Origin of the sequence: Ruegeria haliotis, assembly GCF_013377785.1 — a bacterium.
GTDB classification, from domain to species: Bacteria; Pseudomonadota; Alphaproteobacteria; order Rhodobacterales; family Rhodobacteraceae; genus Ruegeria; species Ruegeria haliotis.
In genome coordinates, this window is the sequence record NZ_JABXWT010000002.1 from 69985 (window position 1) to 83878 (window position 13894).

At 56.3% G+C, this 13894-nt stretch carries 16 protein-coding genes and 1 tRNA gene; 9 read left to right on the forward strand and 8 right to left on the reverse strand.

What is annotated here, in order from left to right:
* Position 1: 1 nt before the first annotated feature.
* The 7 genes from HW561_RS05330 to HW561_RS05360 all read right to left on the reverse strand — a co-directional run bounded on the left by HW561_RS05330 (position 2) and on the right by HW561_RS05360 (position 5702).
* Entirely contained in the window at positions 2-775 is a 774-nt protein-coding gene (locus tag HW561_RS05330) for an ABC transporter ATP-binding protein (RefSeq protein ID WP_176862461.1), read from the reverse strand.
* Complete coding sequence (locus HW561_RS05335; RefSeq protein ID WP_176862463.1) at positions 772-1536, reverse strand: ABC transporter ATP-binding protein; 765 nt, start codon at positions 1534-1536, stop codon at positions 772-774. Before HW561_RS05335 ends, HW561_RS05330 begins: the two co-directional genes overlap by 4 nt.
* Entirely contained in the window at positions 1533-2630 is a 1098-nt protein-coding gene (locus tag HW561_RS05340; RefSeq protein ID WP_176862465.1) for a branched-chain amino acid ABC transporter permease, read from the reverse strand. The genes HW561_RS05335 and HW561_RS05340 overlap by 4 nt, the downstream gene beginning before the upstream one ends.
* 3 nt (positions 2631-2633) lie before the next feature.
* Entirely contained in the window at positions 2634-3509 is an 876-nt protein-coding gene (locus HW561_RS05345; RefSeq protein WP_176862467.1) for a branched-chain amino acid ABC transporter permease, read from the reverse strand.
* A gap of 75 nt (positions 3510-3584) precedes the next feature.
* Positions 3585-4613 (reverse strand): alcohol dehydrogenase catalytic domain-containing protein, encoded by a 1029-nt coding sequence (locus HW561_RS05350; protein ID WP_176862469.1) that lies wholly within the window; start codon positions 4611-4613, stop codon positions 3585-3587.
* Between the two features lie 213 nt (positions 4614-4826).
* Entirely contained in the window at positions 4827-5351 is a 525-nt protein-coding gene (locus HW561_RS05355; RefSeq protein WP_176862471.1) for a hypothetical protein, read from the reverse strand.
* A gap of 261 nt (positions 5352-5612) precedes the next feature.
* Positions 5613-5702 (reverse strand) — tRNA-Ser (locus HW561_RS05360).
* A gap of 123 nt (positions 5703-5825) precedes the next feature.
* Here HW561_RS05360 and HW561_RS05365 point away from each other — a divergent pair.
* The 9 genes from HW561_RS05365 to HW561_RS05405 all read left to right on the forward strand — a co-directional run bounded on the left by HW561_RS05365 (position 5826) and on the right by HW561_RS05405 (position 13266).
* Positions 5826-6668, forward strand: coding sequence for a DUF2059 domain-containing protein (locus tag HW561_RS05365; protein WP_176862473.1), 843 nt, complete (start codon positions 5826-5828; stop codon positions 6666-6668).
* On the forward strand, positions 6668-7468 hold the full coding sequence (locus HW561_RS05370; RefSeq protein WP_176862475.1) for a DUF2059 domain-containing protein: 801 nt from the start codon (positions 6668-6670) through the stop codon (positions 7466-7468). Before HW561_RS05365 ends, HW561_RS05370 begins: the two co-directional genes overlap by 1 nt.
* A gap of 208 nt (positions 7469-7676) precedes the next feature.
* Positions 7677-8279 (forward strand): 50S ribosomal protein L21, encoded by a 603-nt coding sequence (locus HW561_RS05375; RefSeq protein WP_176862477.1) that lies wholly within the window; start codon positions 7677-7679, stop codon positions 8277-8279.
* An 11-nt stretch (positions 8280-8290) separates the two neighbouring features.
* Positions 8291-8560, forward strand: coding sequence for a 50S ribosomal protein L27 (gene rpmA / locus HW561_RS05380; protein WP_176862479.1), 270 nt, complete (start codon positions 8291-8293; stop codon positions 8558-8560).
* 94 nt (positions 8561-8654) lie between these two features.
* On the forward strand, positions 8655-9263 hold the full coding sequence (locus tag HW561_RS05385; protein ID WP_176862481.1) for a LysE family translocator: 609 nt from the start codon (positions 8655-8657) through the stop codon (positions 9261-9263).
* The gene (locus tag HW561_RS05390) at positions 9260-9796 is read left to right on the forward strand and encodes a GNAT family N-acetyltransferase (protein ID WP_176862483.1); all 537 of its coding nucleotides are present in this window, start codon (positions 9260-9262) and stop codon (positions 9794-9796) included. The genes HW561_RS05385 and HW561_RS05390 overlap by 4 nt, the downstream gene beginning before the upstream one ends.
* 37 nt (positions 9797-9833) lie before the next feature.
* Positions 9834-10868: a GTPase ObgE gene (gene obgE, locus HW561_RS05395; RefSeq protein ID WP_176862486.1), complete on the forward strand. Its 1035-nt coding sequence runs from the start codon at positions 9834-9836 to the stop codon at positions 10866-10868.
* The gene (gene proB / locus HW561_RS05400; protein WP_176862488.1) at positions 10856-11962 is read left to right on the forward strand and encodes a glutamate 5-kinase; all 1107 of its coding nucleotides are present in this window, start codon (positions 10856-10858) and stop codon (positions 11960-11962) included. Before obgE ends, proB begins: the two co-directional genes overlap by 13 nt.
* Positions 11963-12003: 41 nt before the next feature.
* Complete coding sequence (locus HW561_RS05405) at positions 12004-13266, forward strand: glutamate-5-semialdehyde dehydrogenase (protein WP_176862490.1); 1263 nt, start codon at positions 12004-12006, stop codon at positions 13264-13266.
* Here HW561_RS05405 and HW561_RS05410 read toward each other — a convergent pair.
* Positions 13263-13859: a histidine phosphotransferase family protein gene (locus tag HW561_RS05410; protein WP_176862492.1), complete on the reverse strand. Its 597-nt coding sequence runs from the start codon at positions 13857-13859 to the stop codon at positions 13263-13265. The two genes, HW561_RS05405 and HW561_RS05410, sit on opposite strands and share 4 nt — an antisense overlap.
* Between the last annotated feature and the right edge of the window lie 35 nt (positions 13860-13894).

Sequence of the window (13894 nt, forward strand, 5' to 3'; positions counted from 1 at the left end):
CTCACCTCCACGTCTTCTTCCGCTTCCAACGGCGGCTTTCGCGCGCCCCTTCTTCCTGTACGCCAAGGTAGAAATTCTGGATATCTTCGGATTGCAGCAGGATGTCCGCCGCACCATCCATGACGATGCGCCCGACCTCCATCACGTAACCATGATGCGCCAATTTCAACGCGGCATGGGCGTTCTGTTCAACCAGCATCATTGTCATGTTCTGTTCTTCGTTCAGACGTTTGAGGATGCCAAAAATTTCTTGCACCAGAAGTGGGGACAGGCCTAGCGAAGGCTCGTCCAACAGCATGATCTTTGGATTGGCCATAAGGCCGCGTCCGATGGCCAGCATTTGTTGCTGGCCGCCGGACAGGGTTCCGGCCTCTTGCTGGCGCCGTTCTTTCAGAACTGGGAAATAGCTGAATACCAGTTCCCGGTCGCGTTCGATCTGCACCTTGTCCTTCAGCGTATAAGCCCCCAGGCTCAAGTTTTCATTCACCGTCAGCAGGGGGAATACTTCGCGCCCTTCCGGGATGTGCACGATACCCTTCTGCACGACCTTGTGCGGCTCAGACCCTTGGATGTCTTGACCATTGAACGTGATCTTGCCTTTTTCGGGGTCCATCACACCCGACACGGTTTTCATCAACGTTGTTTTGCCCGCACCGTTGGCGCCAAGGATCGAGACGATCTGCCCAACGTGAACATCAAGTGAGACACCGCGAATGGCCATGATCGGGCCATAAAAGCTCTCGACGTTGCGGATCTGTAGGATCGGCTCGCTCATGAAGCTTTCCCCAAGTAAGCTTCAATCACAGCCGGATGTGATTGCACTTCGGCAGGCGTACCCAGCGCCAGTTCCGCCCCGTCTGCCATGGCCAGAACCCGGTCGGACACGCCGGACACCAACCCCATGTCATGCTCGACCATTAGAACCGTAATTCCCATCTGCCGCCGGATATCATCAATCCACCACCGCATGCCCGTCGTCTCTTCGACCGACAAGCCCGAGGCGGGTTCGTCCAGCAGCAATAGTTTTGGATCGGTGGCCAGTGCGCGTGCGACCTCGACCACTTTGCGTACCCCGTAAGGGAGGCCTGAGATCATCTTATCGCGAAACGCCTGAAGATCGAGAAAGTCGATTATTTCCTCAACTTTTTCTCGGTTGTCCAGCTCCTGACGTCGCGCTGAGCGGGTGAACAAGATCTCTGAAATGAGATTGGTCTTGCGATGTCGATGCCGTCCGACCAGCAGGTTTTGCAGGACTGTGGCGTGCTCGAACAGCTCGATGTTCTGAAAAGTACGGGCCACGCCATATGCCGCGACACCCGAGGATTTCACCTGTAGCAGATCATGCCCGTCAAACTGGATCGATCCGGCAAAGGGATCGTAAAAGCGCGAGATCAAGTTGAATACGGTGGATTTGCCCGCGCCGTTGGGACCAACAATGGCGAATACCTCGCCTTCTTGAACTTCAAACGAAAGATCATTCACCGCCGTCAGGCCGCCAAACTTGAGGGTGACGTTTTCGAACTCTAGCAGGCTCATCTCAGACGCTCCGTCTTGAGATAGGATTTCTGCCGTTTGAACATATCCTTGCGGTAGAAGGGGAACAGTTCGAACCAAGTGCGGATTTTCAGCCAACGGCCGTACATGCCCATGGGTTCGAACAGGATAAAGCCGATCAGGATCACGCCGAAGATGCCAAATTCCAGTCCCGGAATGGCGACTGTACTTCCGCCGACCACAGCACCGATATATTCCTTTGAGATCGATAGAAACTGCGGCAAGAACCCGATAACAACGGCGCCAAGGAACGCTCCGTGGATCGAGCCCAATCCGCCGATGACGACCATCATCAGCAGTTGGATCGATATCAGAACGCTGAAGGTTTCATTATTGAATGCCCCAGCGTAGAGGCCCATGAGCGCGCCAGCCCATCCCGTCACCGCGCACGAAAGTGCGAACGAGATTGTCTTGGTTTTGGCAATATCTACACCCATGGCCTGCGCAGAGACTTCGGAGTCGCGGACAGCGATGAAACTGCGACCCAGCGGGGCACGCAGCAGATTTATATAGCCGAGGGTGACCAGAACAGCGACGATCAGGACGAGCCAAAAGAACTGATCCGGCGTCGCCCAACGGTCGACCAGATGACCGAAAATCTCTACGCCACCCAGATACTTGCCAGCAACTCCGCCGGTGATTGGCTCGGCCAGAACAATGACGTCATCCATCAGAATGGACAGTGCCATCGTGAAGATTGCCAGATATATCCCGTGCAGACGCAAGGCAGGGATGGCGACAGTCACTCCGGCTATCCCGGTCAAAATACCGGCCAAAGGGAAAGCGATCAGAAAGGGCACGCCAGCTTCGATCAGGATCACGTTGGCATAACAGCCAAAGGCCAGAAAGGCGGCGTGGCCCAGGCTGATCTGACCTGTGTGCCCTGTCAGGATCATCAAACCCAGACCAGCGATAGCCCAGATCAGAACATTGGTCAGCTCACCCAGATAAAACTCATCAAGCCACCATGGCGCTGCCACAACCACGGCCAGAAGGATCAGGTATAGACCAAGTTGATACCGGTCTTTCCACGGTCTGATGTCTTGCATGTAGCCGGTTTTGAAAACGATCCGCATGTCCTAGACCTTTTTGACCCGAACCTGGCTGAACAGCCCATTGGGGCGAAAGATCAGAACTGCCAGAAGTAATGCGTAGGGGGCAATCTGGCTGTAACCTGCCGCAATGTACCGACTGGCAAAAGGTTCGATGACTCCGACGATCAATCCTCCGGCCAAAGCGCCGGGCAGGCTGCCGAACCCACCGATCACAGCGGCGGCAAAAGCCTTGATCCCCAGCAGGCCCGTGGTCGGATCTACAGATCCTTTTGCGGCAAACAAGATGCCGGCAATACCGGCTACGATACCGGCAAGCGCCCAGATGAACCCCTGAACGCGTTTGACGGGAATACCCATGTAATACGCGGCCAGCTGGTTTTGGGATGCACCCTGCATGGCCAGTCCAAGCTTGGTTTTGCTGAAGAAGACATAAAGACCCCAGGTCAGCGCAACGGTCACTATGATAACCGCCACATCCTCCATCCCCAGGACCAACTCGCCAACACGGACTTCCTTGCCAGCCAGCGGGTTTTGCAAGGTCTGCGGTTCATGGCCCCAGATCAGTCCGGCGACGAAGCGGATCACAAAACCCAAAGCAATGGTTAGAATAACGACGGCGGTCTGACTTTCGCCAAACAGGCGGCGGATGATCAGGCGGTCCAAAAGGTATCCCAGTGCGCCCATAATCCCCAGTGAGATTGGCAGGGCCAGCCAAAACGGCAAACCCATGTATTCAGTGTTCGTCAGGCCGATCGTCACAAACGCGCCCAACATCATGAAATCGCCCTGCGCGAAGTTCACCGCCTCGGTCGCCTTGTAGATCAATACAAACCCTAGCGCGATCAGGCCATAGACACACCCATTCGCCAGCCCGCTGATCAACAGCTGCGCGTTATCCAAACTGTCCTCCCCATGCCGGTTGTCTGGCGTTCGAACGACCCGCGGATTTTGTCCGATGCGCGGGGGCTGGTTCTACTATGGCGTGATTATCACCTTTCCGTCACTCTTTTTCAGCGCAGCAGCCAGATTTGGCATAAGATTTCTAAGGGTAAGCCGTTCAGACACATCGGTTTTCCACCGCCCATCAGCAAAGCGCGCCTGCACTTCGGTGACTACGCGCATCTGGTCTGCCGGAGGTGTGGACATCATCCACTGGGTCAACCAAAAGCCTTCGATCCGCTTGCCCATAAAGATAAGTTGTCCAGTTTGCGTCAACGTCGGCGCGTCGCTGCCAAGCTTGCCGTAACAAACCCAGCGCGCCCGATTGGGCATGGCACAGAATAGCTGTTCCGAGAGTTGATCCATCACGGCGTCGAGAAAGACGCGTGGTTTCAATGTGGCGCTGATGTCTGCGAATTTTTGGACAACGTCGGCGTCGGTAGTTACTAAAACCTCAGCCGCTCCAAGCTGCTTGAGCGTTTCCACAGTCTCTGTACGGCGTACCAATGCGATGGGTTTCAACCCCAGATCCCGTCCAAGGCTGCACATCAACTTACCCAGCTGGCTGGTCGCGGCAGAGATCACAAACGCGTCGCCATCCTCTTTGGCCATGTCGACCATGGCCATCGCCGTTAATGGATTGATGATCTGAGCAGCCCCGTCATCGTCAGAGATGTCCGGACGCAAAGGAATGCACATTTGCATTTGGGTAACGACATATTCGGCCCAGGCCCCGGACCCTGCCGCAACAAATGCGACGCGCAGGTCCTGCAGGGCTTCGGCGCCCTTGCCAGCGGCAACCACGTCACCACATCCTTCGAAACCTGCTGGCGTACCCTGGACTCGTGGCTGCCCATATTCACCCTTGATGAAATGTAGATCCGAAGGGTTCACAGACGCCGTCCGCAATCTGATCAAAACCTGTCCCGGACCCGGCTCCGGTATCGGAAGTTCCGCTTCGGTCAGCCAGTCGGCTGCATTTTCGATCACCGGTCCGGTCATCGTTCCGGAATATCCGTCGTGTTTCAGAATGGTCGCAAACATAGAAGCAGGCAGAGTGGTCATTAGGTGCATCCTCAAAAAGTTCAGATTTAGCGCGCAATGACGACAGCAATAATTCGGCTATTTTCCGAGAATTTCTCTGCGCAGCGCAAACGCGAAATTGGAAACAGCCAAACAAAAGGCACGCGCTGCGTCAATTGAACTGTTCTCTAACGTGGCGGCACCTCTGATGGCGCCGGGGCAGGGGCCGACCCGCAGGATCGGCCCGTTGGCTTTTTACTGTTGTGTCAACAGGTTGCGTAGTTCCTGAATTTTTTCAACAATCGTCTCTGGCGAAGCTTTGATGCCGTCGAGGATCTGGATTGCCTGAGTCTTCACCTCTTGCGTCAGTGAACTTTCCTGAACCGAAGCGACAATGGCGTCATAGTCGAACTGCTGGGCGGTCAATGTGCCATCCTGAATCCAGGAATTGAACAGCTCTTGCCCCTGACCGGCCAGAGCGGCGACCTGATCACCGGCCTGTTCTGCAGTGTCCGAAGCCTGATCTGCGATCGAAGACGCGGCTTCCGAGGCTTGATCCGTCAGCGAGGACGCGGCATCGCTGGCTTGTTCAGTGGCCGATTCCAAGGCTTCGGTCGTGGCCTCCTGTGCGGCTGTTGCTGCCTCGTTCACTGCCTCACTGGCATCTTCCGCCGCAGATTGCAGCTGCTCGGCTGGCGTTTGCTCGCCTTGGTTGAGATAGTAATATCCGCCAGCACCGATCGCGGCGATGACGATTGCTAGGATAAGAGTGCGCGACATGTGTGTCTCCTTTGGAAAATGTGTCGCCGGGGATGATCTAAAACTAACTGTATGCAAAGGGGAATTCCCGGAAAATCTCAGCATAAGGCAAGCATGAGCCATGCTACGCTGATCCGGCTTGATACCCGCGGCGATATCACGCCAACACATGTGTGCGAGGTCGATTTTATACTGCACACCCCTTGTAACCGTCACATTCAACGGCCCACAGGTATGTTTTGCAATTTGGTGGTCTTTAGGAAGGAAGCAACTCGGGAAGAGTGGCGGAGAGACAGGGATTCGAACCCTGGGTGGGCTTGCACCCACAACGGTTTTCGAGACCGCCCCGTTCGACCACTCCGGCACCTCTCCGCGGGGGTCTGTGAGGGGGGGATTTAGTGGTGAACGCGCAAGGGTGCAAGCAGAAAATTCGGGAAATCCAGAAAGCCCGGATTTCCCATTGCCTGCGGGCATAAATCACCTAGGCTGATAGGCATGACTTATCTTGCACAGCGTTTCGCTCTTTCGTTTCTTGTGCCGTTGATGGCACTTGTTCTGATCCCACTTCAGGTCGCGGCGGCCAGCCGTGACCGGATTGAGGCGTTTTTGACAACGACGGGGTTTGATGTGGCCTTGGAAAGCATCGCGTTTGCGTCGGGGTCGGCTCCGCAGATGTTGGGTATTGATCCCGACGGGTTCGGGTCCGACTGGACGCGCCTGACGGAAGAGGTTTTCGACACCGAAGGCATGCATCAAACCGCCGTGTCGATCCTCGAACAAACCCTCAGCGACGAAGCCTTAACACATGCGGTCGAATTCTACGCCTCGGATCTGGGGCAGCGGCTTGTCGAAGCTGAGAATGCCGGGCACATGAATGAAGATGACGAGGCCAAACAACGCGAGGGGCAGGAGATTGTTGCCGCTCTGATTCAGGACGGCTCGCAGCGGGTCGAAAGCTTCAAGCGGATGAATCGCGCGATTGATTCCAGTGGAACTGCGTTGCGGGCCCTGCAAGAGATCCAGCTTCGGTTCCTGCTGGCGGCCAGCGCATCCGGCGTCATTGATTTGCAACTTGGCGCGGATGAACTGCGCCAGATGATGAAGCGGAACGAAGCCGGGATGCGTCAGTCGCTGCAATTGTCGGCGCTGGCGGGCGCAGCGTACACTTATCAGGGTTTTTCGGACAGTGACGTCGATGCCTATGTCGCGGCACTGGAGCAGCCATTGATGCAAGAGGTGTATGAACTGTTGAACGCCATTCAATACGAAATCATGGCTAAGCGGTTCGAGGTTTTGGCCGCCCGAATGGCCGAGTTGCATCCTGCTCAGGACATATGATGAGGCTGGTCGCACTTCTATCGGCATTCCTGATCTGGGGCATGCCGCTGTCTGCCAATGAAAAGGTGGATCGGCTGGCGCGGGCCATGGACCTAAGCCAGGTTATGCAAATTCTGGCCAGCGAAAGTCAGGATCAGCGCCGCGACTTGGACGAAACGATCCTGGACAATGCTGGCGGCGCGTTTTTTCAAGCGCAGGTCGAGGATATTTATGACCCGGTCTGGATGCGCGAGCAGATGACCGATGCCATCGAGCAAGGATTGACGGACACGCAATTGGATCAGGCCATCCTGTTTTTCGAAAGCGATCTGGGCCAGACAATTGTTTCGCTTGAAAACTCGGCGCGTCAGGCCATTTCGGACGAGGCTATCGAAGAGATGGCCCGAGAAACCTATGAGGCCACCACTCGCGATTCCGAGCTCTTTGTATTGGTGGATGAGTACATTCAGGCCAACGACCTGATTGAGCAAAATGTACAAGGGGCGCTGAGCGCCGATTTCAGTTTCTTCAAAGGCCTCGATCAAGATACGTTGACCGATGACGGGGAGCTGCTGGCAGAGCTCTTGTCACAAAAGGACAGCATGACAGCTGAGACAACGATCTGGCTTTATTCTTTCCTGCTATTGGCCTATCGACCTCTGGACGAGGTTCAGATGCGTGAGAATATAGCGTTTTCCCGAACCGATACCGGGCGCGCCTTGAATGAGGCGCTGTTTGACGGGTTTGACCGAATGTTTGACAGTATTTCCTATAGGCTCGGCGCGACCGTGGCGCAGGTGCTCAGGGGGTCGGACTTGTAACGCCGCTTAGGTGTTGACTTTCATCTGCAATCTATGGATAAGCGCGCATCCCGGCCGGTTTTCCGCGCCGGGTATCGTTATTATTTGACCCATGGGGATCACCCTCGGGTCGTCATCACGCCCATGAAAGGGCGCGCTGTTCGAGGTGGCGAAAGCCGGCAACACCCTGACGGGGACCACAGAACGCGGGAATGAAAAGGAAAGACGCATGTTTGCGGTCCTCAAGACTGGCGGCAAGCAGTACAAGGTTCAGGCGGGCGATGTGCTCCGTGTTGAAAAGCTGGCTGCCGATGCAGGTGAAAAAGTTCAATTCAACGACGTACTGATGCTGGGCGGTGACGCACCGGTTGTTGGCGCGCCGTTTGTCGATGGTGCGGCCGTTCAGGCCGAAGTGGTCGAACAGATCAAAGGTGACAAGGTCATCAAGTTCGTCAAACGCCGTCGTAAGCACAGCTCGAAGCGTACAGTTGGCCACCGTCAGAAGCTGACTCTGGTCAAGATCACCGACATCCTGTCGTCGGGTGCTGACAAGTCGGGCATCAAGGTTGCAACCGGTTCGGCTCCGGCTGGCGAAGCTGCCCCGGCGGCGAAGCCTGCCAAGAAAGCTCCTGCGAAAGCAGAAGCACCAGCCGCTGACGATCTGACCGCACTGACCGGAGTTGGCCCTGCCGCAGCCAAGAAGCTGGCCGAAGCAGGCATCGAGAGCTTTGCCGCTCTGGCTGCCTTGTCGGATGAGCAGATTGCTGCTATCGAAGCGGTCAAAGTGAAACCCGAATGGGTTGAGCAGGCCAAAGATTTGGCTAAAGGCTAAGGAGAGAGAGAATGGCACATAAAAAAGCTGGCGGTTCCTCCCGTAACGGTCGCGACTCTGCTGGTCGCCGCCTTGGCGTGAAACTGTATGGTGGCCAGGCGGCTATCCCGGGCAACATCATCGTGCGTCAGCGCGGCACCAAGTTTTGGCCGGGCGAAGGCGTAGGTATGGGCAAAGATCACACGATCTTTGCAACCATTGATGGCGCCGTGAAGTTTCACAAGGGTCTCAAAAACCGCACCTTTATTTCGGTCCTGCCAGTGGCGGAGGCCGCAGAGTAAGCCGAAACCCAGAGGTTTAAGAAAAATTCATGGGGGACCGGCACAAAGTGCCGGTCCCTTTTCTCGTTTTAACGCAGTCGTGATTGAAAAACCGATGACAGTCGCAACCACCAGTTTCCTGATCTTTGCCGCCAGTCAGGTCGGCACACCGGGACCGGCCAACATGGTCCTGCTGGGAACAGGTGCGCGTTACGGTTTTCGGGCGGCACTGCCGTTTGTGGCTGGCGTCGTTCTGGGCAAACAGTTGATCATCTGGCCCGTGGGTTTTGGATTGTTGCAGCTGGCTGAACAGGCACCGGCGATTTTTGCCGTTCTGAAATACGCCTCGGCGGCATATATCTGCTGGCTTGCGTGGAAAATTGCCAATCTGCGGTTGTCACGCAATGAAACGGATGCTGCCGTTCCGGGATTTTGGGCGGGATTAATCGTTCATCCCCTTAATCCAAAGGCTTGGGCGATGATTATCGCCGGCTTTACCGGCTTTGTTGCCGCAGGGACTTCCAGTTTTGACGCAACGCTCACGATCGCTCTCTGTTTGTTATTCTGTCAGGTGTTGCTGCATCCAATCTGGACTTTTGCCGGGGATAGAATTGCCCACACGGTTGAAGGACGGCCGTTGGAAAAATATCTGATGTGGACGTTAGCCAGTCTTACTGTTGCGTCCGTATTTTTTGTGTTGTTCGGAGGAGGAACGCACTCATGAAACTTGAAACAATAATAAATCAGCCGGTCATCGAAACCGAGCGGTTCGATCTGCGCCCTCTGCGCCGGTCGGATATGGGCCTTATTGAGCATTATGCAGGTGATGAGCGAGTGGCACGCATGACGACCAGTATTGCGCACCCTTTGCCACCGGGTTCGGTCGAGGCCTTTGTGACACGTTCGATGTCGGATGAGCGGGACGAAGATGTCTGGGTCATGGATGCCACCAAAGATGGCGGCCCGGAACTCATCGGGGTGATCTCGCTGAAGCGATTGGACCGCAACCAGTCCGAGGTCGGCTACTGGGTCGCGCCGATTTATTGGAACACGGGCATCGCATCGATGGCGGTTGAGGTGTTGGTGATTGCCAATCCACTGGAGAATGCGAATATGTTCGCCAGTGTATTTCAGGACAATCCGGCCTCGGCCCGGGTGTTGACCCATTGCGGGTTCGAATACCTTGGCGATGCGGAAAGTTACTCGGTGGCGCGCGACGCAAATGTGCCCACCTGGACGTATAGCAAAAAACTCTGACTTGTGGCCGATGGGGCCTTTGCAGTAGGGGACAGTCATGAAATTTCTCGATCTAGCAAAGGTCTACATCCGGTCCGGGGCCGGTGGGGGCGGGTGCGTCAGCTTTCGGCGCGAAAAGTACATTGAATATGGCGGTCCGGATGGTGGTGACGGCGGCAAAGGCGGCTCGGTCTGGGTCGAGGTTGTCGATGGGCTGAACACCCTTATCGACTTCCGCTATCAGCAACATTTCTTTGCCAAGAATGGTCAGCCTGGAAAAGGTCAGCAGCGCACTGGCAAGGATGGCGACGACATCATCCTGCGCGTCCCAGTGGGCACCGAGATTCTGGACGAAGACGAAGAGACCGTGATTGCCGACCTGACACAGGTGGGGGAACGCGTGCTGTTGGCCAAAGGTGGCAATGGCGGGTTCGGGAACCTGCACTTCAAATCAGCAACCAATCAGGCGCCACGTCGCTCCAATCCCGGACAGGCGTGTATCGACCGCACCATCTGGTTACGGCTGAAGCTGATCGCAGATGTGGGTCTGTTGGGTATGCCAAATGCAGGTAAATCCACATTTTTGGCAGCGACGTCCAACGCACGTCCCAAGATTGCCGACTATCCGTTCACCACATTGCACCCGAATCTGGGCGTTGTCGGTGTCGACAATGTCGAATTCGTTGTCGCCGATATCCCGGGCCTGATCGAGGGCGCGCATGAGGGGCGGGGAATCGGAGACCGTTTTCTGGGTCATGTGGAACGGTGCGCTGTTCTGTTGCATCTGGTGGATGGTACGTCTGAAACCGTTGCCGAGGATTATCGGACAATCATTCATGAGCTTGAGGCTTATGGCGGTGCATTGGCCGAAAAGCCCCGCATCACAGTGCTAAACAAAGTTGATGCACTGGATGATGAGGAACAGGAACTGGCCCGGACCGAATTGCAAGAGGCGGTTGGCGGTCCAGTGATGACCATGTCCGGTGTTGCTCACTTGGGTGTGACCGATGTGCTGCGCGCGTTGCGTACGCAAATCGACGAAGACCGCTTGCGGCAGAAACCTGCGGAGGAGACATCGTCTTGGCAGCCCTGACAGCAGCCCGCCGACTGGTCGTCAAGATCGGGTCCGCCTTGTTGGTGGACCGAGATACCGGGTTGTTGCGATCTGAATGGTTGCAATCTCTGGCTCAGGATGTGGCTTGGCTCAAGGGGCAGGGTACAGATGTCATTCTGGTCTCGTCAGGCTCTATCGCCTTGGGACGCGGTGTTCTGGGATTACCGGTTGCCGCATTGCCGCTTGAGAAATCGCAAGCGGCGGCGGCGGTGGGTCAAATTCGGCTGGCCCGCGCCTATGAAGAGGCTCTGACACCATACGACATAACCACTGCGCAAGTGTTGGTTACGCTAGAGGATAGCGAGGATCGGCGGCGCTACCTGAACTCGCGCGCAACGCTCGAGACATTGTTGGGGTTGGGTGTCGTTCCTATCGTCAATGAGAATGACACCGTCGCAACAGACGAAATTCGGTATGGCGACAATGACAGGTTGGCGGCGCAGATTGCGGTAACCGTTGGCGCAGATCAGCTTATCCTGTTGTCAGACGTAGATGGGTTCTATTCCGGTAATCCAAATGAGAACCCATCAGCGACCCGCTATGAGGTGATCGACCGGATCACGCCTGAAATCGAAGCTATGGCCGGTGACGCCGGTTCCGGTCTGTCAAAGGGTGGCATGAAGACCAAATTGCTGGCAGCCAAGATGGCCACGGCTGCGGGCTGCACCATGGCGATCACCGAAGGGTCGCCTTTGAACCCTCTGAAAACGCTTGAAAATGGCGCGAATTGCACATGGTTCACAGCGACTCTGGACCCGCACGCAGCCCGCAAGCGTTGGATTTCGGCTATGAAACCACGCGGTGAAATCACCGTGGATGATGGCGCTGCGAAAGCGCTGACCAACGGCAAAAGCCTACTGCCTGCAGGGATCGTCGAAGTCACCGGAGATTTCGGTCGTGGCGATCCAGTGGCCATCCTGGACCCGAACGCCAGGCGGTTGGCACAGGGGATCAGCCGCTATACGGCGCAAGAAGCTGATGCGATCAAGGGGCGTAAATCCTCGGAAATCGAAGCCGCTCTGGGCTATCCCGGGCGGGCCACTTTGGTCCACCGCGATGATTTGGCGCTATGATAACCCGCAAACAGACGACACCGACCTGAAAGGCATGTGACATGAAAGATTTCGACAACATTCCCGCCTTGATGGCCGATCTTGGAAAACGCGCCAAAGAGAGTTCCCGCGCTTTGGCTTTTGCCAGTGCCGAACAGAAACACGCGGCCTTGATTGCCGCATCCGAGTCTGCCTGGAACAATCGGGCTCAGATCATCGAGGCCAACCAAAAGGATCTGGAATTCGGTCGCAACAAGGGACTGAGCCCCGCCATGATGGACCGGCTGATGCTGGATGAGGCGCGTATTCAGGGCATGGTCGACGGGTTGCGCACGGTGGCGGAACAGGCAGACCCGGTGGGTGAGGTTCTGACCGAATGGGATATGCCCTCGGGCCTGAACATCCAACGTGTGCGCACGCCTCTGGGTGTAATCGGCGTCATCTATGAAAGCCGCCCGAATGTCACTGCGGATGCTGGGGCGTTATGTCTGAAATCCGGTAATGCCGTCATCCTTCGTGGTGGGTCCGAAAGCTTTCACTCCTCTGCCGCGATTCATGCGTGTTTGGTTGAAGGTTTGAAAGCGGCGAACCTGCCTGAAGATGCGATCCAGCTGGTTCCGACCCGTGACCGGGCAGCGGTGCAGGAATTGCTGACGTTGACCGATTATGTCGACGTCATTGTTCCGCGCGGCGGCAAGGGATTGGTTGGTCTGGTGCAGCGCGAGGCGCGGGTCCCGGTCTTTGCCCATCTCGAGGGGATCGTACATATCTACATCGACAAGGCGGCCAACCCGCAGAAAACGCTGGATGTTGTGTTGAACGCCAAGACACGCCGCACTGGAATCTGTGGCGCTGCCGAGTGCCTTCTGGTTCATCAGGACGTAGCCGAAACCCTAGGGCGCGATGTAATCGAAGCCCTTGTCGCGGCTGGTGTCGAGATCCATGCAGAAGGTGCATTATCCGTAGACGGTACTATCGCTGCCACGGGTGATGATTGGGGAAAAGAGTTTCTGGATAGCATTATCGCCGCAAAACCAATCGCCGACGTCGACGCGGCCATCGCACATATCCAGCAATTTGGTTCGAACCATACAGATTGCATCATGACCGAAGACGCCTCGACCGCTACCCGCTTCTTTGAACGGCTAGACAGCGCCATTCTGATGCACAACGCGTCAACGCAATTCGCCGATGGCGGCGAGTTTGGCATGGGCGCCGAGATTGGGATCGCAACCGGCAAGATGCACGCGCGCGGGCCGGTTGGCGCCGCGCAATTGACCAGTTTCAAATACCTGGTGCGTGGAAACGGAACGACTCGGGCTTAAAACTGCAGGGCCACGCGGGTTGAAGTAGTCTCCACGGCAACCCGCCGCCCCATTGCGGTGGCGGTTTCAGGCAGCAAGGCAAACTGCACCTGCGCGGGCGTGATCTTGTTGGGAAAACGCCCGGTAGCCAAATGTTTCCAAAGATCCCCGTCGATATTTAATTTGTCGGCAGTCCCCGTCACCGACATTTTTTCACTTTGCGCGGTGATCTCGATCTCACCTCCCATCGGCATGGCGCTCTCGCAGCACATCAGGGCCAGAAAGGCCAGTTTCACCTGATTGCGCGGAACCGCCTCGGTCAGGTTCCAATTGATCCGAACCCGGCCGGACCGTTCAAGGTCCTTCAATAGATCTGTCACTTCAGTGCGCCCCAAAGGCCGATCGCTGGTCGAACCAAACGCCACGCGGAAAAAGCGTATCCTAGCCCCGGCGCTGCCGACACTGCCCGAGATCAATTCCATCTCGGGGCCCTGAACGGCACCAACCATATCCAAAAGTTCCAACCCGTTGGTAATCGCCCCGATCGGGCTTATCAGATCGTGACAGATCCGAGAGCCGATCAACTCAGCCAGGTTGACGTTGGTGTCGCTCATGCGTACCTCCTGCTATATCTGACGCCGGACCGGAG